20 protein-coding genes are annotated in these 21,271 nt (G+C 66.9%); 7 read left to right on the top strand and 13 right to left on the bottom strand.

From position 1 onward, the window contains the following. Nucleotides 1-45: 45 nt before the first annotated feature. The 3 genes from AArcCO_RS01705 to AArcCO_RS01695 all read right to left on the bottom strand — a co-directional run bounded on the left by AArcCO_RS01705 (nucleotide 46) and on the right by AArcCO_RS01695 (nucleotide 3,281). Nucleotides 46-1,017 carry a phosphoadenosine phosphosulfate reductase family protein gene (locus tag AArcCO_RS01705; protein WP_259534653.1) on the bottom strand — a complete coding sequence of 324 codons (972 nt, stop codon included), beginning with the start codon at nucleotides 1,015-1,017 and terminating at the stop codon, nucleotides 46-48. A gap of 76 nt (nucleotides 1,018-1,093) precedes the next feature. Continuing rightward, complete coding sequence (locus AArcCO_RS01700) at nucleotides 1,094-2,494, bottom strand: DUF4330 domain-containing protein (protein WP_259534651.1); 1,401 nt, start codon at nucleotides 2,492-2,494, stop codon at nucleotides 1,094-1,096. A gap of 52 nt (nucleotides 2,495-2,546) precedes the next feature. Further along, nucleotides 2,547-3,281 carry a fumarylacetoacetate hydrolase family protein gene (locus tag AArcCO_RS01695; protein WP_259534650.1) on the bottom strand — a complete coding sequence of 245 codons (735 nt, stop codon included), beginning with the start codon at nucleotides 3,279-3,281 and terminating at the stop codon, nucleotides 2,547-2,549. 39 nt (nucleotides 3,282-3,320) lie between these two features. Here AArcCO_RS01695 and AArcCO_RS01690 point away from each other — a divergent pair, with 39 nt between their 5' ends. After that, entirely contained in the window at nucleotides 3,321-4,118 is a 798-nt protein-coding gene (locus tag AArcCO_RS01690) for an SDR family oxidoreductase (RefSeq protein WP_259534649.1), read from the top strand. A gap of 49 nt (nucleotides 4,119-4,167) precedes the next feature. Here the strand turns inward: AArcCO_RS01690 and AArcCO_RS01685 are convergent, their stop codons facing one another. Together AArcCO_RS01685 and AArcCO_RS01680 are read right to left on the bottom strand one after the other, a co-directional pair. Continuing rightward, nucleotides 4,168-4,791, bottom strand: a complete 624-nt coding sequence (locus tag AArcCO_RS01685; RefSeq protein WP_259534648.1) for a SagB/ThcOx family dehydrogenase — start codon at nucleotides 4,789-4,791, stop codon at nucleotides 4,168-4,170. Between the two features lie 53 nt (nucleotides 4,792-4,844). Further along, on the bottom strand, nucleotides 4,845-5,972 hold the full coding sequence (locus AArcCO_RS01680) for a DUF8173 domain-containing protein (RefSeq protein ID WP_259534647.1): 1,128 nt from the start codon (nucleotides 5,970-5,972) through the stop codon (nucleotides 4,845-4,847). Between the two features lie 166 nt (nucleotides 5,973-6,138). On the opposite strand from AArcCO_RS01680, the gene AArcCO_RS01675 reads away from it, so the two are divergent. Together AArcCO_RS01675 and AArcCO_RS01670 are read left to right on the top strand one after the other, a co-directional pair. Further along, nucleotides 6,139-7,347 carry a trans-sulfuration enzyme family protein gene (locus AArcCO_RS01675; RefSeq protein ID WP_259534645.1) on the top strand — a complete coding sequence of 403 codons (1,209 nt, stop codon included), beginning with the start codon at nucleotides 6,139-6,141 and terminating at the stop codon, nucleotides 7,345-7,347. Between the two features lie 42 nt (nucleotides 7,348-7,389). Further along, nucleotides 7,390-7,647 carry a DUF7385 family protein gene (locus tag AArcCO_RS01670; protein WP_259534644.1) on the top strand — a complete coding sequence of 86 codons (258 nt, stop codon included), beginning with the start codon at nucleotides 7,390-7,392 and terminating at the stop codon, nucleotides 7,645-7,647. 58 nt (nucleotides 7,648-7,705) lie between these two features. Here the strand turns inward: AArcCO_RS01670 and thrC are convergent, their stop codons facing one another. The 5 genes from thrC to AArcCO_RS01645 all read right to left on the bottom strand — a co-directional run bounded on the left by thrC (nucleotide 7,706) and on the right by AArcCO_RS01645 (nucleotide 11,580). After that, a complete protein-coding gene (thrC, locus tag AArcCO_RS01665) occupies nucleotides 7,706-9,022 on the bottom strand; it encodes a threonine synthase (RefSeq protein WP_259534643.1) in 1,317 nt (438 codons plus the stop codon). After that, nucleotides 9,019-9,399, bottom strand: a complete 381-nt coding sequence (locus tag AArcCO_RS01660; RefSeq protein ID WP_259534641.1) for a helix-turn-helix domain-containing protein — start codon at nucleotides 9,397-9,399, stop codon at nucleotides 9,019-9,021. Before AArcCO_RS01660 ends, thrC begins: the two co-directional genes overlap by 4 nt. 81 nt (nucleotides 9,400-9,480) lie before the next feature. Beyond that, nucleotides 9,481-9,747 (bottom strand): DUF8001 family protein, encoded by a 267-nt coding sequence (locus AArcCO_RS01655; RefSeq protein WP_259534639.1) that lies wholly within the window; start codon nucleotides 9,745-9,747, stop codon nucleotides 9,481-9,483. A gap of 586 nt (nucleotides 9,748-10,333) precedes the next feature. Continuing rightward, nucleotides 10,334-11,017, bottom strand: coding sequence for a DUF5828 family protein (locus AArcCO_RS01650; protein ID WP_259534638.1), 684 nt, complete (start codon nucleotides 11,015-11,017; stop codon nucleotides 10,334-10,336). A gap of 101 nt (nucleotides 11,018-11,118) precedes the next feature. Further along, nucleotides 11,119-11,580: a DUF1440 domain-containing protein gene (locus tag AArcCO_RS01645; RefSeq protein ID WP_259534637.1), complete on the bottom strand. Its 462-nt coding sequence runs from the start codon at nucleotides 11,578-11,580 to the stop codon at nucleotides 11,119-11,121. Nucleotides 11,581-11,734: 154 nt separating this feature from the next. Between AArcCO_RS01645 and AArcCO_RS01640 the strand changes: the two genes are divergently transcribed. Together AArcCO_RS01640 and mdh are read left to right on the top strand one after the other, a co-directional pair. Continuing rightward, entirely contained in the window at nucleotides 11,735-13,933 is a 2,199-nt protein-coding gene (locus AArcCO_RS01640) for an ATP-dependent DNA helicase (protein ID WP_259534636.1), read from the top strand. A 115-nt stretch (nucleotides 13,934-14,048) separates the two neighbouring features. Continuing rightward, nucleotides 14,049-14,963, top strand: coding sequence for a malate dehydrogenase (gene mdh / locus AArcCO_RS01635; RefSeq protein WP_259534635.1), 915 nt, complete (start codon nucleotides 14,049-14,051; stop codon nucleotides 14,961-14,963). 42 nt (nucleotides 14,964-15,005) lie between these two features. On the opposite strand, the gene AArcCO_RS01630 is transcribed toward mdh, so the two are convergent. Continuing rightward, nucleotides 15,006-16,793, bottom strand: coding sequence for an excinuclease ABC subunit C (locus tag AArcCO_RS01630; RefSeq protein WP_259534634.1), 1,788 nt, complete (start codon nucleotides 16,791-16,793; stop codon nucleotides 15,006-15,008). A 115-nt stretch (nucleotides 16,794-16,908) separates the two neighbouring features. On the opposite strand from AArcCO_RS01630, the gene AArcCO_RS01625 reads away from it, so the two are divergent. Beyond that, nucleotides 16,909-17,919 (top strand): DUF7544 domain-containing protein, encoded by a 1,011-nt coding sequence (locus AArcCO_RS01625; RefSeq protein ID WP_259534633.1) that lies wholly within the window; start codon nucleotides 16,909-16,911, stop codon nucleotides 17,917-17,919. A gap of 30 nt (nucleotides 17,920-17,949) precedes the next feature. On the opposite strand, the gene AArcCO_RS01620 is transcribed toward AArcCO_RS01625, so the two are convergent. Next, nucleotides 17,950-19,947 (bottom strand): DUF460 domain-containing protein, encoded by a 1,998-nt coding sequence (locus AArcCO_RS01620; RefSeq protein ID WP_259534632.1) that lies wholly within the window; start codon nucleotides 19,945-19,947, stop codon nucleotides 17,950-17,952. A gap of 130 nt (nucleotides 19,948-20,077) precedes the next feature. On the opposite strand from AArcCO_RS01620, the gene AArcCO_RS01615 reads away from it, so the two are divergent. Continuing rightward, nucleotides 20,078-20,815 (top strand): DUF502 domain-containing protein, encoded by a 738-nt coding sequence (locus AArcCO_RS01615; RefSeq protein ID WP_259534630.1) that lies wholly within the window; start codon nucleotides 20,078-20,080, stop codon nucleotides 20,813-20,815. A 25-nt stretch (nucleotides 20,816-20,840) separates the two neighbouring features. Here AArcCO_RS01615 and AArcCO_RS01610 read toward each other — a convergent pair whose 3' ends face one another. Further along, entirely contained in the window at nucleotides 20,841-21,221 is a 381-nt protein-coding gene (locus AArcCO_RS01610; protein WP_259534629.1) for a CopG family ribbon-helix-helix protein, read from the bottom strand. Between the last annotated feature and the right edge of the window lie 50 nt (nucleotides 21,222-21,271).

The raw sequence follows: 21,271 nt of genomic DNA, 5'->3' as shown, positions 1-21,271 counted from the left end.
TCAAAACTGTCGAGGTTGCCCCGAACGTCGTGGAACCCGAAAACGCTACATGTAGCCGAGATCGCGGAGCCGCTTCATGAGGTCCTCTTTGTCCTGGGCGCGGCCGGCACGTTCGACAGTGTTCTCCAGATCCTGGAGCCACGCGGGTTCCTGAGTGGTCTTCTCCGTGGAGACTTCACTGCCCAGCGACCGGAAGCCGGCGAAGTATTTCGGCGAGATCGGAACGTCCTCCATGGTGACGCCCTCCGGGAGGTCCTCGGCCGACTCGGGGACGTAGCCGTCGTCGGGGAACGCCTGGACGGTGTCCGGAACGACGAAGTGCCAGAACGCCTCCCAGACGTCGCGCTCGGTGAACTGCAGGATCGGCTGGATCCGATCGTGGGGCGGGTAGATGTCCGGGTCGTGTCGCGGCGAGAAGAACGTCTCGTCGGCGCGGGCCTCCTGTTCGTCCCACCGGACGCCCGAGATCACGCCGTCGATGTCGTGGTCCTCCAGGGCGTCGTTGAGCGCCACCGTCTTCAGGAGGTGGTTGCCGACGTAGGTGTCCAGAAGGAACGGGAACGTCTCCTCCTCGTACTCGAGGATGTTCCGGACGTGATGTCGGTTGTGCTCCGAGAGGGCGTCGACCGGGATGTCGTCGCCCGGCTCGAGACCGTGTTCGTCGACGTAGGCGCCGACGTCGTCGTTGCGGGCGTACACGAGGTCGATCTCCCACTCGTCGGCCCAGTGTTCGACGAAGTCAGTGATCTCGTCGAAGTGCTGGAAGTGGTCGATGAAGACGGCAGTGGGCTTCTCGTAGCCGAACTCGTCGGCCACTTCGTTGATGAAATACAGCGTGAGCGTCGAGTCCTTCCCGCCGGTCCACATCACCGCGGGGTTGCAGTACTCCTCGAGCCCCTGACGGGTGACCTCGATGGCCTTCTCGATCTTGTGCTGGATCGAGGGGTAGTCCGCGGGGGTCTCGCCCTCGCCGTCCGCGTAGTCGACGTCGACGTACGCCGGAAAGTCGTCTGTCATCTGTCCGTCGGATCGGACCGTGGACCGAAGTGTTTTGTGTTCTCTCCCGAAGCCGGCGACAATCGGGTGAACGGGCCTATCCGCCGACGGAGACCACCGTCGCATCGACGGTGACGGTGCCGAGATCCAGCGTCACCGTCGACCCCTGCCGGATCGTCTCCCCTTTGAATCGGACGCCGGAGGTGGTCTCGCGGACCTCGAGTTCGGCGGTGATCGTCACGTCCCGGTCGGTCGGGTGATCGTACACGCCCAGGTTGCCCTCGTCGCCCTGGATGAGGATCACCGACGGATCGACGTCGACGTCGGTCACGCGGGCGATCGTCTCGCCGCTCCGTCGTTCGGTCATCCCCGATCGGATCGCGTCGGCCATGTCCTCGTGGACCTCCTCCATCCGAAGCGTGACCGTCCGCGTGGTCGGCGCGCCGCGCTCCTCGGTGGTGCCGACTCGTTCGATCGTTCCCGACAGGTCGTAGGCGTCACTCGACAGGGAGATCGACGACCCCTGCTGGACGTACGTGTCTCCGAACTGTGGCCGCTCCCGGTGGTCCAGCGTGGCCAGCGACACTCCCACGAACACGCGGTTGCGGTCCGGGTTGGCCGTCCCATAGGCGGTCACCGACTCGACGGTGGCGGTCCGGTGGCCGCCGACCTCGATCACGTCGCCCTCGTCGATCCGCTCTGCCGTCTCGACGTCGACGACGTCCGAAAGCAGGACCTCGGCCTCGCCGCGGTCGAGCCCGTCGCCGACGCGCTCGATCGTTCCCGACAGGTCGTAGTCGCCGGCCGGTAGTTCGACTGTCTGCCCGCGCCGGACGGGCGTCCCGCCGAACCGGAGTTCGCCCTCCTGACGGTGGGCGTCGAGGGTGGCCTCGAGGACGACCACGCGCCGCGTCGGGCTCCCCTCCGCGTAGACGGCGACGTCCTCGACGGTGGCGACCGTCCGGTCGGCCAGACGGATCTCGTCGCCCGGCGCGATCTCCCGGGCGTCGGCGGCGTCGAGCGTGTCACGGAGCACGACCGTCGCCGCTTCGCGGTCGAGCGCGTCGTCGTCGCCGACTGCCCGGACCTGTCCGTCGACCTGGTAGCGGTCGGTGGCGACATCGAGGGTTCGTCCCAGCCGCGGGGGTGCGCCGTCGTACTGGAGCGAGCCGCCGGCCCGTTCGCCGCGCAGTTCGACCCGGAGGACGACGCGCTGTTCGTTCCCCTGTGGCGTCAGGTGGACGTCCGTGATCGTGATCCGGTCGTCGCCGCCCGGACTGTAGGCGTCGCCCTCGTTGATCTCGGAGACGATGTAGTCCGGCTGCGTCCCGAGATCCAGCGTGGCGTGGGTCGTCTCGAGGTCCGGCTCGGGTTCGGGGTCGTCCGAGAAAACCAGCGCGGCGCCGGCGACGACCACCGCGAGCACGACGAGCACGACCAGCGCGTCGATCACGTTGACCGTACCGAACAGCCTCCCCTCGTCGTCGATCAGTTCCATCGGTTCTCACCCGGCGCGGACATCACTTTCCGAAGCCACAACATCCTGGGAATTAGCTCTTTTGCTTCGAGGAAGCGTCGACGACCTCGTTCGCGAGCGTTCCGACCCCCTCGTAGGTGATCTCGATCCGGTTTCCGGGCTCGATTAGCCCCGGGTTCGCCGGGCTGCCGAACGCGACGGCGTCCCCCGGACGGAACGTGAACCGCCGGGAGAGGTACGCGACGATCTCGTAGGGGTCGAACAGCATCAGTTCGGTGGTGGCTTCCTGGTGCGTTTCGCCGTCGATCTCGGTGTGCATGTCGAGGTTCCGGGGATCGAGGTCGGTCTCGAGCCACGGCCCGAGGGGGGCCGAGCCGTCGAACGCCTTCCGGGCGGTTCGCCCCTGCTGATCCAGGGCGTCGACGTCGTTCATGATGGTGTAGCCCCTGACGATCTCCGGCACTTCATCGGGTTCGAGATCGCGACACCGATCGTCGATGACGGCGACGAGCTCCCCCGCGTACGTCAGCTCGTCGGTGAACTCGGGGTACGGGATCGGCTGCCCGTGGGCGGAAAGCGACGTCGGGGGTTTGATGAAGAAGTCGGGCTCCTCGGGTCTGTCGTACTCCATCTGTTCGAGCGTTTCCGCAAAGTTCCGCCCGACGCAGTACAGCGCCGACGGGTCACAGGGGGGAAGCAGGCGTCCGTCCCGCCCCACCTCGTAGGTTCCGGCCTCGGTCTCGACGTACCCGTCCTCGTAGCGCCCCTCGACGGGACCGTCCGGCGTGAGCAGTCGTGCGCGTCGCATGACCCACGGTTTCATTGTCCAGCCGATAGGCGTACCGGTATGGAGTTCGACATCGACGGCAACGTGGCGCTCACGACCGCATCGTCCGCCGGCCTGGGGTACGCCAGCGCGACGGCGCTCGTCCGAGAGGGCTGTCACGTCGTCATCAACGGCCGAAACGAAACCCGGCTGCGGGAGGCTGCCGAGCGGCTCCGCGAGGAGGCCGCCGGCGACGCCAGGGTGGTGCCGATGCAGGGCGACCTGACGGACGCTGCGGACGTCCAGCGGCTGGTCGAGGAAACCGTCCGAGAGTTCGGCCGGCTGGATCACCTGGTCACCTCCGCCGGTGGTCCCCCGTCGGGACCGTTCCTGGAGACGACCGACCGGGAGTGGGAGGACGCATACGAGCTGCTGGTGATGAGTGTCGTTCGCCTCGTCCGGGCGGCAGCCGACGACCTCCGTGCCGACGGCGGCGGGACGATCGTGACGATCACCTCCCGGTCCGTGAAGGAGGCGATCGACTCGCTCGTGCTGTCGAATTCGGTGCGGATGGGGGTCATCGGGCTGGAGAAGACGCTCTCGCGAGAGTTCGCCCCGGAGGTCCGGTGTAACGCGGTGCTGCCGGGCGCCCACGAGACAGATCGGATCCGCGAACTCGTCGAACAGGCCGTCGAGCGCGGCGAGTACGACTCCTACGAGGAGGGGCTCGCCGACTGGGGCAGCGACGTGCCGTTAGAGCGCGTCGGCGATCCGATCGAACTCGGCAACACGGTGGCGTTCCTCTGCTCCCCGCGGTCGGGATATATAAACGGCGCCGCGATCCCGATCGACGGCGGGAGTAGTAACTCCAATCTCTAGAGATCTCGATCAAAAAGCCGCCTCCGGGGGAAAGCCCCCGCTCGGTTCACTATCTGTCAGTCGTCCGTCGACCGACTGGAACCAGATACAGCGGATCCAGATCGCCGGGCAGATCGAGCACCGCCGCGAGTTCGTCATCGTCGAACGCGCCCACCGGGCAGGCGTTGAGCCCCCGCGACTCGCAGACGAGCAGGGCGTTCTGGGCGGCGTGGCCCGCCTCCATGTGGACGTACCGCTCGCCGTGGTCGGGATACTGTCGGATCGTTCTGTCGTAGTCGGCCGCCAGCGCGATCACAACGGGGGCGCCGCGAACCACTGCCTGGTCCATCGCTGCCGCCGTGAGTTCCTCGTGGATCGACTCCTCGATAACGGGATCAAGCCGGTGTTCGTCGGGGACGTACCGGTACAGCCCCGCCTCGAGTTCGTCACACCCACCGGGCGCGACCGAGAGGAACGCCACCATCGGAAACGTTGCGCCGGCGCTCGGCGACGCCCGCATCGAGACGCCGTCGCGCTCGTGTGTCAACCCCTGGACGGACCACAGCAGCGTCGCCACCGTCTCGATGCCCATCGGTTCGTCCGCGAACGACCGCCTGCTCTTCCGTGCGCCGATCGTCCGTTCGAGTTCCGAGAGCCCGTCGGAACCGGGCTCCGGGAGGGAGTACTCGGTCATCACGCCGAGCGTCGACGGGAACCGTCAAAAAGCGTCGGGAGCGATCCCGGAAGTTAGGAACCCCCCGTGGCTTCCTCGAGAGTTGCCTGGCGGCCGCCCGGCTCCCCTTCATCACGGCGCGATCGATACGAGCCACGGAGCCCCAGCGCGAAGGCACCGAAGCCCAGCAGGAACGCCGCGAACGAAAGCAGGCCGCCGAGGTACGGCACCGCCCCCAGCAGGGCGAACCCGAAAAGGCCCACCAGGAGCGCGAGCCACCGGTTGTCCACCCCTGCATTCCCGAGGAGCCAGGCCCCCACGGCGTACTGTCCGTAGACGACGCCGATCCAGATGGCAAACGCGAACGCGATCGCACCGACGATCGCCAGCGGGATCCCCACGACCGTCAACAGGAGGATCACGAGCGCGATCGGAACGGCCACAAGCGTCAGCAGGCCGACGCCGCCGGACTTGAGAGGTTCATCCGCAACGCGGTCGGCGACGCCCGTCGAGAACCGCGGGAACGCGAACAGAAGCAGCGCGCCCAAAAGGAGGTTCGCGAGGAACCCGTAGGTCACGCTCGCCCACGTGGGGACCTGGAACCCGTCGAAGCCCACGCCGAATCCCGGTCCGAAGTCGCCGCTCAGTCCCCGATCGCGGATCACGTCGCCCTCGATCGTGGCGTCGGGATGGCGCTCGAAGTTCGCGGCGTCGTACCGGAACTCCCCGCCGACGGCCGCGTTCGGGCCGACCGCGATCGTCTCGGCGCCGGCGCGCACGTCGCCGTCGACCGCCCCGTCGATCGAAATGTATCCCGCACCCGCCTGGAGGCTCCCGCCGATACGAGCTGTCTCTCCGACCTCGACTGTCCCTGCGCCGACGTCGACGTTCCCCTCGACCGTGCCGTCGATCCTGACGGTTCCGGCTGCGGCCTCGAGGTTCCCCTCGACGACACCGGTCTCGGTGACGTGGATCGTCCCGGCCGCACCGGTGACGTCGCCGGTAACCGTCCCCCGGACGACGATGGCGCCGGCGACCCCGTCGACCTGCTCGTAGGTAGTCCCCTCCTCGACAACCACGGTGCCGGCTGCTCCCTGAAATGACTGCCCGGCGACCGTGCCGACCCCGGCAGGGAGTAGCAGCGCGAAAACGAGCAGGATGACTAGTGCCTGACGACTCCGGAGTGTGAACGCGGGGATCATGTAGAATGAATCACACACCACAGGAATAAACGTTTCCTGAGATACATGTTCGCGCGCCGCCTCCCCGCAGTTCCCCGCCCATCTGATTACTCCTGGATATAATACATTTATTTCAGATGAGTAAGCATTGAAAACGTATTAGCGGCGGGGCGGCAAACGTTCGCGTATGGATACCACACCCCGATTCGACACCCGGGCCGTGCTGGACGGATCCGAGTCGCCGGCCGGCGACGTGGTGCCGCCGATCCACCTGTCGTCGACCTACGAGCTGCCGGGGATCGATCCGGAGCTGCGCCTGGAGGACGTCGATCCGTCGGCGGGGGAGTTCCTCTACGGTCGGCTGTCGAACCCGACGCGACACGCCGTGGAGAACCAGCTCGCCACGCTCGAGGGCGGTGAGATGGGCTTTGCCTTCTCCTCGGGGACCGCCGCGATCGCCACGGCGGTGCTTTCGGTCGTCGAGCCGGGGGATCACCTGGTGGCGTTCGACGACCTGTATGCGGGGACGCGCCGGATGTTCGAGGCGCTGTTCGACGACCAGCTCGACGTCGACGTCGAGTTCGTCGACGCGACCGACCTCGAGACGGTTCAGAGCGCGGTCGGCGACGACACGGCGATGGTGTGGATGGAAACGCCGACGAACCCGCTGATCCACCTGTGTGACGTCGAAGCGATCGCCCAAATCGCAGCGGAACACGGGGCCGTCTTCGGCGTGGACAACACCTTCGCGAGCCCGTACTTCCAGCGGCCCCTCGATCTGGGCGCCGACCTGGTCGCACACAGCACGACGAAGTACCTCAACGGCCACAGCGACGGGATCGGCGGCGCCGTCGTCACCGACGACCCCGAGGTTGCAGAAGCACTGGGCTTCCGTCAGCAGGTCGCACTCGGGAACGGCCTCGCGCCGTTCGACAGCTACCTGCTCGCCCGCGGGCTCAAGACGCTCGGCGTCCGGATGCGACAACACGAGGAGAACGCGCTGGCCCTGGCGGAGTACCTCGAGGCGCACGAGCGAGTGCAGGAGGTGTACTACCCCGGCCTCGAGAGTCACCCCCAACACGAACTCGCGAGCCGCCAGATGGACGGCTACGGCGGGGTGCTGTCGTTCGAACTCGACGGCGACCTGTGGGACGCGAAGGCGTTCCTCGAGGCAGTAGAGACGATGACGCTGGCAGTGAGCCTCGGCGGGGTCGAGACGCTGATCGAACATCCAGCGACGATGACACACGAGCCGCTGGGGCCCGACCGCCGGGCCGAGGTCGGGATCTCCGACTCGCTGATCCGGGTGTCGGTCGGCATCGAGGACGTCCGGGACCTCAAGGCGGACTTCGAACGCGGGTTCGCGGCGATCGCCGCGCCGGAAGCGAGACCCTGATCTCCCACCCTTAAGTCGGTGCGCAACCCGCCCTCACGTGACGTGCAACCGCTCGACATCGACGACGGCTTCGACGTCCACGCCCACCGCGATGGCCTGAAACTGCTGAAACAGGGCGCCGACTCCTGGCACCTGTCGAACCCCGACGACGAGTACGCGTGTCCGGCCTGCGGTCGGGCCTTCGATCGACTGTTCGTGAGCGCCGAGCCGACGGTGACGTTCAACAGCGCACCGAACGGGCCGATCTGTCTGGCCAGGACCGACGGGGAACTACTCGTGTTGACCCACGAATCGCGATAAAGACCGCTGATCGGGCCCCCGATCGACGTAACACTCACCTCGCAAATCGGCGTTGGCGTCACTCTCGCAGGTGGGAAAGCACCGCGTCGGCGTCGTTGGGGACCGGTTCGGGGTCGTTCCCCGCTTCGTAGGCCGCGTCGGGATCCTTCAGCAGGTGGCCGGTAGTGAGACACACCACGCGTTCGTCGTCGTCGACGACGCCGCGGTCGCGGAGCTTCCGGAGCCCCGCAACCGACGCGGCGGAGGCGGGTTCGACGCCGACGCCCTCCCCCGCGAGGTCGCGCTGGGCGGCGGTGATCTCCTCGTCTGCGACGGCGACGGCAGTGCCGCCCGTGTTGCGGATCCCCGGCAGCGCCTTGGGGGCGTTGACCGGGTTGCCGATCCGGATCGCCGTCGCGATCGTCTCGACCTCCTCCCAGCGCCGGATCGAATCGGCGCCCTGCTCGATCGCCTCGACCATCGGCGCCGCGCCGGCAGCCTGGACGCCCGTCAGGGCGGGCACCTCCTCGGGCTCCAGGTCCCCTGCCCGGACAAGCTCCCTGAACGCCTTATAAAGCGCCGCGGTGTTGCCGGCGTTTCCGACCGGGAGCACGATCCGGTCGGGGAACGTCCCGTAGTCCTCGCGGTGGGCTTCGAGGATCTCGAAGCCGATCGTCTTCTGGCCCTCGAGCCGGAACGGGTTCAGCGAGTTGAGCAGATACGCCTCCCCGCGTTCGGCCAGCTCCTGGACGATGTCGAGGCAGGCGTCGAAGTTGCCGTCGACCTCGAGGATCCGCGCGCCGTGGAGGGCGGCCTGGGCGACCTTTCCGGCGGCGACCTTGCCGGCGGGCAGAAGGACGAGCGTCTCCATGCCCGCCCGCCCGCCGTACGCCGCGAGCGCGGCGCTGGTGTTGCCCGTCGAGGCGCAGGCGAGACGGCCGACGCCGAGCCGCCGGGCGGCCATCACGCCGACGGTCATCCCGCGGTCCTTGAACGAGCCGGTCGGGTTCATCCCCTCGTGTTTGATCCGCAGCGACGCCACCCCGACGTCGTCCTCGAGCCTCGGAACCCGGTGTAGCGGGGTATCCCCCTCCGGCAGCGAGACGCCCTCCGCGAACGGCAGCGCCGCGGCGTACCGCCAGACGCCCCGCTGGGGGGCGCCCGAGTGGCCGTCGGGACCGAACTCGTCGAACCCGGCGGGCTCGGCGTACCGGACCTCGAGCAGGCCGCCGCAGTCGCAGGTGTACCGGACCGACTCGAACGGCGGGTACGTCTCCCCGCAGTCGATGCAGCCGAGCCAGACGCCCTCGTCGGCGTCGTCGGGGACCGCCGGCGCGGGCGCGTCGAGCGCGAGGGCGGTGGAATCCACCTCGTCGTCGGCGGAGTTCCGACTCACGGCCGACCCTCCGTTCCGAACTCGTCGATCCGGTCGTGAACCTTCTTCACCCACTCCTCGAGCGTCTCGTGGAGCAACGCTCTGGCCTCGGGAAGCGGGATCGCGGTGTACTGGTAGATGTACCCGCCGGAGTCGAGCAGCCGACGCTGGCGTTCGACGAAGCCTTTCTCCATCAGCGCGGTCAGCGACCGGTTGACGTTGCTCCGGTCGCGCTCCAGCGCGTCCGCGAGTTCCGAGACGGTGCTTCCCGGGTTCGATCGCAACACGAGATACGTCCGGCTCTCGTGGTCCTGGATCCCGAACACGCACGACAGGACGTGCTGGAAGTCGATTTCCCCCGGGCTCAGGGTCGCATCGACGTCGCTGTCAGTACTCATGTCGCAAGAGTGTGGCCGTGGAGACGTTAAGCTTCCTTGTCGGGGAGAGGCTTACCGTCGGGTGCGCCGGCCGCAGATCGGTCACCCGTCGTCCGTTTTTCCGTACCCCATTCGTTCGATACACGAGCGCATCTCCGACTCCAGCCGGTGTTTGTGGAGCCTGGTGGGCGTGTCACAGTAATACACCTCGCCGTCGTGTCGCAGGGCGATGTCGGTCGTGCTGCCGAACAGGTCGACCGTCACGATCACGCGGGAGCCGGACTCGAGCGCGTCGATGATCTCGTCGGCGGTCAACTCGCCGGCGTCCACCCGAACGATCGCGTCGTCCTCGTCGGGGAGGTCGTTCATAGTTGGAACAGCGCGGAAACCCACGACTTCAGTCGTGGGAGGAGCGCGCCGGGGGCGCGGCCGACCACCGCGCTTCGGTCGGCTGGTTTCGAATCATTACGTTTATCGCCCGAGTGAACGTCTGCCATAGTAGTGCTGGGAGGCCAAATGTGTCTCCCAGTACGGGCCGGCGTAATGCGGCCCCGGACAGACCGTCCCGGCGATGAGCCGAAACTCGGGGACGATGTCGTTGTCCCTCCGAGGCGGGGTACCCCGCCCGCGAAACACCCGCGTTCGAGTCCACCGAGAATTAAAGCGGTGTGAGCCAGCCCCTCCACGTTGGAGAGTGGGCTTCCATACCCCAGTACCTCGGCGGGAGACAAACCCCCGCTCGGGAGTACCCGCCCGTGGAATAGAGTAATTCCACACGGGGAACTGCTGGCGTGTAGCCCGCCTACGAGTTGCCGAATTGTGGGCCGAAACCCCTCGCGGGAGAAAGTCCATGACTTTAGTCGTGGGTACATTACACCCTACCGCTCGGAAGACAGTCCCTTGAGTGTTGACCCGCGAAAAAAACAGCGAGCGTTCGACGGGCATGTCCGAACCGCTAGTTCGTGGTCGGCTCCGGCTCCTCGGACTCCTCGGGCGGTTCGACGCCTTCGACCGCCTCGGCGACCGACGTCTCCTTTTCGGTGGCGACGTGCCACCGATCGATTTCGGTTTCGTACTCCGAGAGCTTCTCGCTCACCTCGTCTTTGAGCTCGTCGTCGTTGACGTTCACCTCGAAGACGAACTTCTCGCCGTTCCCGCGGGTGGTCCGCTGGATGTTCGCCGAGACGAGTTCGTTATCGAAGTAGTACGGTGCAAGCTGCGTCATCACCTTCTGATACACCGTGTCCTCGACGGTCCGGATCGCCTTCCGGCCGGCGGAGTCGGCCGCACGGGCGACGTAGTCGATCGACTCGCTCCAGCGCTCGATCGCCCCCTGGTCGTCACCCTCCTCGACCCGTTCGTACGACTCCGAGAGCTTCTCGCCGGCGGTCTGGATGTCTTCCCCGGCCGCCTTCCCGGCCTTTTCCCCTTCCCCCTCGTCGATGGAGGCCTGCTCTGCGGTCTTTTCGCTTACGTCCTCCCGGAGCCGCTCGTGGACCTTGGGGCGCCACTCGTCCCACTCCTCGAACGCCTGTCCGTCGCAACCGTTCTCCCGGAGTGCGCGGGTGATCCGCTCGCCGTGTTCGACGACTTCGCCCCAGTCGCCGGTCACTTTGAACCCCGAGATGCTCTCTTCCATGTTAGCCCGCCTAGGTACTCCGGAGGTATTAACGTCACCGATGCGTCAGACAACCGTCATCGGAACGATCCGCCAAAAAAATGGACCCGAACGGCAGGGCGTCACTCACGCAGTGCCGCGTAAACGCCGCCCAGCAATGCGCCGTAGGCGACGTGACCCACGAGGCTCTGGAAGTTCAGGTTCGGGAACGGCGGCTCCGCGGGAGTCACCGCACCGACCCAGATCGGCATCACGATCACGGCCAGCACCGCCCACAGGACGATCCCGTAGACCACGCCCGCCCCGACGCTCGATCCGGTGCTTGCTGCGATCGTTGGCTTCGCCTCCGCAATCGCCGCGAACACCACGCCCAGCACCGCCGAGTGACTCATGTGAATGAACCATCCCGCCAGCCCGCCCGAGAGCCCGTACATGCCGGGGATCGCTCCCTCCATCACGGCCGGCATCATCATCGACATCATCGCTCCGAAGACGACGCCGCCGACGAGGCCGCCGACGACTCCGGTTTTCCACGTGCTGTAATCGGTACTCGTTCCGGTCGCAGTCGCTGTTTCCGTTGCCATGGGTACGAAGACATCCTGAAGGTGAAAAGCGGTATCTCGGCGGGGCAGATCCACCACACGCGGGAGATAGTTTTAAATATTAAGTCGGTCGAAGGGCATCTGATCCCCCGTTTCGCCCGTACGTTTTACTTGGGTGAGGAGAGACTCTCCAGTAGTGACAGCGCCGGAATACCTGCGGTTCTTCCCGTACGAGGATCCCTATCCCAACCAGCGGGAGGCGATGGACCGGATCGCCAACGCGTTGGCCCGCGGCCAGGACGTCCTCTTCGAGGGAGCGCCCGGAACCGGCAAGACCCTGTCGGCGCTGGTTCCGGCTCTCGAGCACGCCCGCGAGGAGGACCGGACGGTCGTCATCACGACGAACGTCCACCAGCAGATGCGACAGTTCGTCGAGGACGCCCGCGCGATCACAGCCACGGAGCCGATACGGGCGGTCGTATTCAAAGGGAAGTCGTCGATGTGTCACATCGACGTCGACTACCAGGAGTGCCAGACCCTCCGGGACACGACCCGGTCGCTCGTCGACGCCGAACGCGACCGGAGCGAGCTCGCCGCCCGCCAGCGGGAGCTGCTCGATCGGGCCCAGGACGGGGACGCGGCGGCCGCGGAGGCGCGCGAGGACGTCGTCGAGGGGATCGACTCGCTGGACGACCGCGTCGAGTCGCTACAGGAGGGGAACACCTGCGAGTACTACTACGACAATCTCACCGCCGACACCGACGAGTTCTTCGCGTGGCTGTTCGACGACGTGCGCCGCCCCGAAGAGATCTACGAGTACGCCGACGAGCGCGGGCTCTGTGGGTACGAACTCCTGAAGGAAGGGATGGAGGAGGTCGATCTGGTCGTCTGTAACTACCACCACCTGCTGGATCCGACGATCCGCGAGCAGTTCTTCCGGTGGCTCGGCCGCGACCCCGAGGAGGTGATCGCAGTGTTCGACGAGGCGCACAACGTCGAGTCGGCCGCCCGGGATTACGCCACCCGGACACTCACCGAGAACACTCTCGCCAGTGCGCTGGAGGAGCTCGATGAGCTGGAGGACGATCCGCGGGCGGACGCGGCCCGGAACGTCCTCTCGGCGTTCCACGACGCACTGGTCGAGACATACGAGGAGGAACTGGGGTTCGGCGACCGCGAACGGATCGGCGACCACTGGGAGGACGTTCCGATCGCCAACGACGACCGCGCCGACGAGCTCACGCTGTCGTTTCTCGACCGCTACGAGGGACGCGGCATCGACGCAGAGCTACAACTCGCCGTCCAGGTCGGCAAACGACTCGACGAGGAGTACGCGGAGTCGTACAAAAGCGGGGACGCGACCACCCGAAAGGAATCCGGGACGCTCCAGGCGGCGACGTTCGTCTCGGCGTGGATGGACGAGCGCTCCGAGCTGGGCCAGTACCCCCTCGTCGGCGTGCGCCGGGACGCGGGCACCGACGAGGTGTACGGCCGCGCGGAGCTTTACACCTGCATCCCGCGGCAGGTGACCGGCGGGCTCTTCGAGGAGGTCGCCGCCTCCGTGTTGCTGTCGGCGACGCTGCGCCCGTTCGGCGTGACGAGCGACGTGCTCGGCCTGGAGAACCCGGCGACGATGTCGTTCGGGCTGGCGTATCCCGAAAAGAACCGGCGAACTTACGCCGTCGAGACGCCGCCGCTGTTCTCCTCGGCCCGCGACGACCCCGAGACACAGGAGACGATCGCCGAAACCCTCCGGGACGCGATCCGGTTTACCCCCGGAAACACCCTGTTGTTTTTCCCCTCCTACAGGGAGGCAACCAGGTACTACGAACTGCTGGGCGGGGGCGACGGGATCGGGCAGTACGCGGGCGGGGATCTGGGAGACCTCCGACTCGACGAGGCGGGAACGCCGACAGAACAGCTCCGGCAGGAGTTCGTCGAAAACGGCGACGCCGCCCTGTTTACCTCCCTGTGGGGAACGCTCACCGAGGGGGTGAGCTTCGACGACAGCGACGCCCGAACGGTCGTAGTGGTCGGGGTTCCGTATCCCCAGCTGTCCGAGCGGATGGAGGCCGTCCAGGACGCCTACGACAACGCGTACGCCGACGCGGCCGTCGACGACCCCGGCTGGCGCTACGCCGTCGAGATCCCGACGATCCGAAAGACCCGACAGGCGATCGGGCGGGTGATCCGATCGCCGGCCGACTTCGGCGTCCGGGTACTGATCGACAAACGGTACACCGACGCCGACATGGGGAAGTACTCCGTGCGCGGGACGTTCCCACCCGAGGAACGGGAAGAACTGCTCGACCTCCAGCCGGGGAAGCTCAAGTTCGCGATGCTGAACTTCTACGCCGACCACGACGCCTACGACGGGGAGCCACCGCAGCCGTGACCGACGCTGAAAACACGACTTTTTCGACACATATCGAATTCCTTTTCGGCGTCTGAGGATCTCTCGCGTCGTATCCGAAACGATTACCTGCCACCCCGGTGCCGTTTTACGTGGTATGACGAAAGTTAGCATCATCGGAGCCGCCGGAACCGTCGGAGCCGCCGCGGGATACAACCTCGCGCTGCGGGACGTCGCCGACGAGCTCGTGTTCGTCGACATCCCGGACAAGGAGCCGGAGACAGTCGGCCAGGCCGCCGACACGAACCACGGGATCGCCTACGATTCCAACACGCGCGTCCGACAGGGGGACTATTCGGACACCGCCGGCTCGGACGTCGTCGTCATCACCGCGGGCATCCCGCGCCAGCCCGGCCAGACCCGCATCGACCTCGCGGGCGATAACGCGCCGATCATGGAGGATATCGGCTCCTCGGTCGCCGAGCACAACGACGACTTCGTCACCGTCACGACGTCGAACCCGGTGGACCTGCTCAACCGACATCTCTACGAGACGGGCGACCGCGACCGTCAGGCCGTGATCGGCTTCGGCGGTCGCCTCGACTCCGCTCGCTTCCGGTACGTGCTCGGCGAGCGGTTCGATGCACCCGTGAGAAACGTCGAGGCGACGATCCTCGGCGAACACGGCGACGCGCAGGTGCCGGTCTTCTCGAAGGTGCGAGTGAACGGTCGCGACCCCGCGTTCGACGCCGACGAGAAAGAAGAGATCCTCGCGGACCTCCAGGAGTCTGCGATGGACGTCATCGAACGCAAGGGCGCCACGCAGTGGGGGCCCGCAACCGGCGTCGCACATACCGTCGAGGCGATTCTGGAAGACACCGGCGAGGTGCTGCCGTGCTCGATGGTGCTCGACGGCGAGTTCGGCTACGAGGACACCGCCTTCGGCGTCCCGGCGAAGTTGGGTGCCGGCGGCGTCGAGGAGGTCATCGAGTGGGAGCTCGACGACTACGAGCGGGAGCTGATGGACGAGGCCGCCGAGAAGCTCTCGGATCAGTACGCCGAGATCGCCTGAAACGGACCGCTGAGGACGGTTTCTCTGCAGTTCCTTCGGGCATCACAGCCGTTCTTCGATCGCGTCGGCCGTCCGGTCGCCGACGCCGGGGACGTCGAGCAGATCGTCCCGGGAGGCTGCACGCACGTTCTCGACGCTGCCGAATCGGCGCAACAGCCGCTTTCTGCGCTCCGGGCCGACCCCCGGCACTCCGTCGAGTGCGGTAGAGACGTCGTCCCGGAGCGTCTGATGATACTGCACCGCAAACCGGTGGGCCTCGTCTCGCACGCGTTGGAGCACGTGCAGGTGGGGAGCGTCGTCGGGCCAGTCGTAGGTTCTCTCGGGGGTGATTACGAGTTCGGACTCCTTGGCGAGCGCGATCGCCGGGACCTCCCAGCCGGTCGCCTCGAGGGCGTCGAGGGCGGCGCCGAGCTGGCCGTCGCCGCCGTCGATCAAAAGGAGGTCCGGATCCGACCGGTCGTCGCGCCCCTCGAGCGCCCGGGTAGCCCGCCAGGAAACCAGCTCGCGCATGTTGGCGTAGTCGTCGTTGCGGTCCGAGAGCCGCTTCCGTCTGTAGCCCGACTTCTCTGCGCTCCCGTCGACGAACCGGACGTTCGAGCCGACGGCGGCACGACCCCCGGCGTGGCTCACGTCGAACCCCTCGATCCGTTCGGGGCGGTCGATTCCGAGCGCGTCCGCCAGAATACCGAGCTCGTCGCCGCGTTCGGGGCCTTTTCTGGCGTTTTTCAAGGCGAGATCGATCAGCTTCGCCTCCCGACCGGCGCCGGGGACCCTGACCGCGACGCCGGCGGCCTCCAGCCACTCCCGGACCTCGGAATCCGACGGTCGCTCCGGAAGCAACACGGCGTCGGGGAGCTCCCGCTCGGCGTAATACTGGGTCAGAAACGCCGCAAGCACGTCCGCGCTCCGGCTCGCCTCCGGCGGGTCCCCGTCGGTGGTCGCTCCCGCTTCCGCTCCCTCCGACGACTCGGGGACGTCCAGCCGGTGACGTGACCGGTCGACGAGCTGGCCGCGATCGCTGTGGAGCCGGGCGACCGTCGCGGTCGTTCCCTCGAGGGCGACTCCCAGCACGTCGACGTGCTGTTCCCCGGCGTCCGTTCCCGACTGGACGGCCTCGCCCCCGCCGCCGTGGAACGCCTCGACGACGGAGAGCCGATCCCGGAGGTGGGCGGCGCGCTCGAAGGCCGCCTCCTGGGCGGCGGCGTCCATCTCCCGGCGGATCGGGTCCGCGAGAACGCCGGCCTCCCCCTCGAAAAACCGCACAGCGCTCTCGACGTCCTCCCGATAGGACGCAGCGTCGATCTCTCCGGTACACGGCGCGGAACACAGCCCCATCTCGTAGTCGAGACACGGTCGGTCCCGCCCCCGGTACTTGTGGTCCGAGCAGCCGCGCAGGCCGTACGTCTCTCGGATCGCCTTCACGACAGTCTCGACGTCACCCTTGTCGGTGAACGGACCGAAGACGGTCGCGGAATCCGCGGGATCGCGGGTGATCTCGATCCGGGGGATGGGGTGGTCGGTGAACTGAACCAGCGGGTAGGACTTGTCGTCCTTCAGGCGGACGTTGTACCGCGGGGCGTGACGCTTTATGAGGTTCGCCTCGAGCAACAGCGCCTGGGCCTCTGTGTCTGTGACGGCAAAGTCGATCGCGTCGGCGGACTCGACCATCCGGCGGACCCGCCGGCTTCGGGGATCGGCGTAGGAGGCGACCCGATCCCGGAGGTCGACTGCCTTGCCCACGTACAGGACGGCGTCGCCCGCCTGGAACTGGTAGACCCCCGGCTCCCGCGGAAGCTCCCCGGCCCGATCCCGAACCCCGGCCGCGTCCATCGGGGGCGAGTAGACGCCGGAGGCGTTTGAACGCTACGAGAGGCCACCGACGGATCGAGTGCGGTCCTTCGCTGCGAGTCGACTTTTATAGGTGCACGCGACGAATCGCTCTCACATGTCCCACGTTACCGAGTCCCTCCGGGACGCGTTTGCCGCTACAAAACGCCTGCTGTTGCCCCGTTCGCTGCGCCGGTGGTTCGCCCTCGCTGTGGCCGCGTTCTTCGTCGGCGGCACCACGGGGTTCGACCTCAACTACAACGTCGGCACCGGAGGGGTCGATCTCCCGGGGCCGATCGTCGGCCCCGGTGGGCTCCTCCCCGCGCTCGGGACCCCGGAATTCGTCGTCGTAGGGACAGTGATTCTGGTCGGCGGGCTGGTGTCGTTGTATCTCGGGGCACTGTTCGAGTTTGTCTTCGTCGAGCAACTCCGGACTGCAGACGCCAGCCTGTGGAGCCGGATCCCCCCGGCCGCCTCGCCGGGAGTCTCGCTTTTCGCCTTCCGGCTGGTCGTCGGCCTGTTCGCACTCGCCAGCGCGCTGTTCGTGGCGCTTTTGCCCGCCGCGTTCGGGACCGCCGGCGTCCTGCTCCTGCTTGTGTTCCTCCCGGCACTGTTCGTCGTCGGCGTCGTCCTCTGGCTCGCCAACCGGCTCACGACCGACTTCGTCGTCCCCGTGATGATCGCGAGCGACAGTGGACTCGTCGACGCCTGGAAGGAGTTCTGGCCGGAACTCCGGGGGGAACTCCGCGAATACGGGCTGTACCTGCTCGCGAGGATCGTGCTCGGCTTGCTCGCTGGCGTGGTCCTCGCTGTGGGCTATCTTGCGGTCGCCATCCTCGTTGGGATCCCCCTGCTCGTGGTGTTCCTGCTGGTCGGGTTCGTGCTGTTCGAAGTACTCGCGGTCCAGGTCGTCGAACTGCTCGCGTTCGGGTTCTTTTCAGTGGGCGTGCTGGCGATCGTGGTCGTCGGAACCGTTCTCGTGGCGGTGCCCGTGCAGACGTATCTGCGCTACTACGCGCTGTTCGTGCTCGGCGGCGTGAGCCCGCAGTACGATCTCGTGAGGGAGATTCGGAGCCATCTCGAGGAGACACAAAACGAAACCGAGGACGGCTCCGGACCCGAACGCTAAGCTTCGGAAGACGATTTCGGGAACCGAAACCTAGGGGCCACCGTTTTCCGCGCGGTGTTCGCTGATGAGCCGGTCGACCATCTCCGCCTTCTGCCGTCGTCGCCGGTCGGTCGCCCGCTCGTGCCAGTCGTCGATCGCATCTTCGACGTCCCGCTCGCGGGCGACCGCCAGCTCGTCGACCTCCTGGATCGTCACGTCGTCGGCGGGCGCGACGGGGATCTCCCGGTCGAAAAGGATCGCGTCGGCGATCTCCGAGAGCCCGCCCTCCTTGAGGACGACACGCGGCTCCGTCTCCGCGAGCAGCTCCGCAGTCGTCCGGCCCGCACCCGACGCGTCCCGGAGGTAGACGACGTCGTCGGGCACCAGCCCGTACTCGGATTTGACGCGGTCGATCTCGCCTTTGGTGAACTGGTCGAGCACCTTCACCGACACCAGCCCGCGCCCCTCGGCGACGTCGGAGAAGTCGTCGTGGTCCAGTTTCCACAGCGTCTTGACCCGATCGAGCTTCCGATCGAGCTCCTCGACCTCCTCGCGGGCCTCGTCGCGTTCGCGTTCGAGCCGCTCGGCCTTCCGCTCGAGCCGGGTGACCTCCCGGTGGCGCCGCGCCTCCCGACGCTCCTTTCGGCGCGCCGACGAGAGCTTCTCTTCGTACTCCTCGATCGTCTCGTCTTTTTCATCGAGCTGTTCCCTGAGGTCCTCGACGTGGTCCTCGAGACGCTCGACCTGGCGCTCGAGCCGGCGGATCTCCCGTTGTTCTTCCGTGAGCTCGGGTTCCTGTGGCGCGTCCGACTCCGCGTCGGCGTCGTCGTCCGCTTCGAGCATGTCCTCCAGGACGATCTCGACGCTCGTCTCCTCGGCGAGTACGCGGGCGATCACCTCGTCCGTGTCGACGCGGGCGGGAACCTTCCGCGAGATGCGCTCGAACTGTGCTTCGTGGGCGTCGAAGGCGAACAGCGCCGCCGCGAGGGCGTCCCGCTCGTGGTCGTTGTCGTAGGCGGCCTCCCGGGTGCGGTGGAGCTTCTCGTCGATCGGGAGGTCGGAGTCGGGCGTCCAGCCGGCGGCGTCGAACGACCGGCGGAACTTCTCGACCGTCTCGGGCATCGGCGTCACGTCGGCCGCGACCAGCGCCGGGCGACCGCGTTCGACGATCCACTCCGTGACCGTCGCCGCGTCGGCGGTCCGGGAGGAGTACACCGAAAGCGGCTCCCCGTTCAGGTCGACGATCGCCGCCGCCGTGGTCGTCCCGGGATCGATACCGACGATCACCCGATCCCGGCGCTTGACGAGCGGTTCGTACTCGATACCGTCGCGGCGCTCGCGCTCGATCTCGACGCGGGTGTCTCCCGACCGCGAGCGGGACACCGGGATCTCCTCGGGGGGCGCCTCGACGGTGAAGATCGCGTTCGAGAAACCGCCGTATTTTTCGGTCACCTCCCGGGTGAACTCCAGGCCGGCGTCCTCGAGTTCGGACTCGACCTCCCGGGCCCGTTTTTTGACGCTGCCGTGGATCCGCCGGGTGTACCGGTCCTCGCTCCAGCCCCCTTTGCCCGTCGAGCGACCGCGGGCGACCTTGACGGTGGTGGTGTCGGTGAAGGCGGTCACCTCGTGGCCGACGTTTCCGGCCGCGAGGCGGGCGGCGGCCTCCGCCTCCTCCATCGGCTGTTTGCCGTACGGGACCCCGTAGCGGTCGGCGACCCGCGAAAGCGGTTCCGGGCGCTGGGCGCCGGTCACCTGTACCAGCTTCGTCCCCGCCGGCAGCGACTGGAGGAACTGAACCAGCGCGTCCTTGTCTTCGGCGAGTTCGTAGGCGTTGTCTGTGGCGATCCGGGTGGGCTCGTGCTGATCGATGAGGCGGCAGAGCTTCCGGAACGAAACAACGTCGCGGTCCAGCCGCTCTTCGCGTTCCCCGTCGACCTCGCGTTCCTCGAGGACGACGAGCGCATAGGAGGGTGCATCCCCCCGGATGTCGCCGCTTTGCACGTCGACGCCGAACACCGGCCCATCGAGTGCCGTCGGCCGCACAGTCACGGCCATCCGTAGGCGATCCGGCGGTATATACTCCACGCCGACGGTTCGACGCCGCGGGAAGCGACCGCCGGACGTGCCGACGTGTCGTCTCTCGAAAGTACCTTATGCCGGGGCAACCGAAACTGGGGTGATGTCCACCTGGAAGCGCGACTTCGCGAGCGGCCTGATTCTGCTGGTTCCGCTGCTCGTTGTGCTCGTGGTGCTCAGGTGGATCTACAGATACGTCGCGTCGGTCCCCCTCATCGGGACGATCGAACTGGTCGACCTCGGCGTTCCGGCGAGCCTCGTCCCGATTGCGCGGACCGTCATCGCACTCACAGTGTTCACGACCGTCGTCCTCGCGGCGGGGTACTTCATGCGAACCACGCTCGGTCGCGTCGCCGAGGAGCAGATCGACGACTTCATGAACCGGCTGCCCGCTCTGCGAGTGGTCTACAACGCCTCGAAGCTGGCCGTGGAAACCGCCCTCTCGGGAACGGAGGACCTCCAGGCGCCGGTGTACCTCGAAACCTGGGCCGGCATCCGGATGACCGCCTTCAAAACCGGAAAACGGACCCGCGACGGAAAGGTCGTGCTGTTCATGCCGACCGCCCCGAACATCACCTCCGGATTCGTGATCGAAGTAGAGCCCGAACGGATCGACCACACCGGCGAGACCACCGAGGAAGCGCTCACCCGGATCCTCTCTGCGGGTTTCGCGGAGTCGCCACACCAGATCCCCGTCGAAGACGAGGAGGACGCCCTCGACGAGTCGACCGACGGATCAACTCAGACCAGGATCGATGTCGGGCAGCGGGACGATCTGGGTCGTGACGCCACCGACGGCAACAGAAGCGAAACGCGATCCGGAGAGCCGGGCGACCGGTAGCCAACCGAAAGCGAACCCGGAGAACTCAAAGCATCATCGTTCGGACGCGCCGAACGCCGTCGAAGTTCTTGAGTCGATAGACCAGTTCCCTGATCCGGGCGGCGTCGCCGTCGACGAACAGCGTCTCCAGACACCAGTCTCCCTGGTGGGCGTGACTGATGGAAATGATGGCGTCATCGTACTCGTGCTGGAGGTCGTACATCCGGTCGACGGCGGCGTGGTGGTCGTAGTCGGTGACAATCGCGCCGGTGACTCGTCCGTCTGCAGCCTCCAGCGTGTGGTGCCGCTGGACGTATTCGGACATCGCCTGCCGAATCGCCCGAGACCGGGAGTCGATCCCCTCCGACTGCCAGGTTTCATCGAACTCCGCGAGAAGGTCCTCGGGAACCGTCAGACTGGTACGCATGTCCGAGGGCTGGGTCCCGGAGGAGGATATACTGTTCGCCATCGCGGTTC

It is taken from the genome of Halalkaliarchaeum sp. AArc-CO (genome assembly GCF_024972735.1).
Taxonomy (GTDB): domain Archaea; phylum Halobacteriota; class Halobacteria; order Halobacteriales; family Haloferacaceae; genus Halalkaliarchaeum.
Note: the sequence above shows the minus strand (reverse complement) of the source record. Positions and strands in the feature narration are given on the sequence as shown.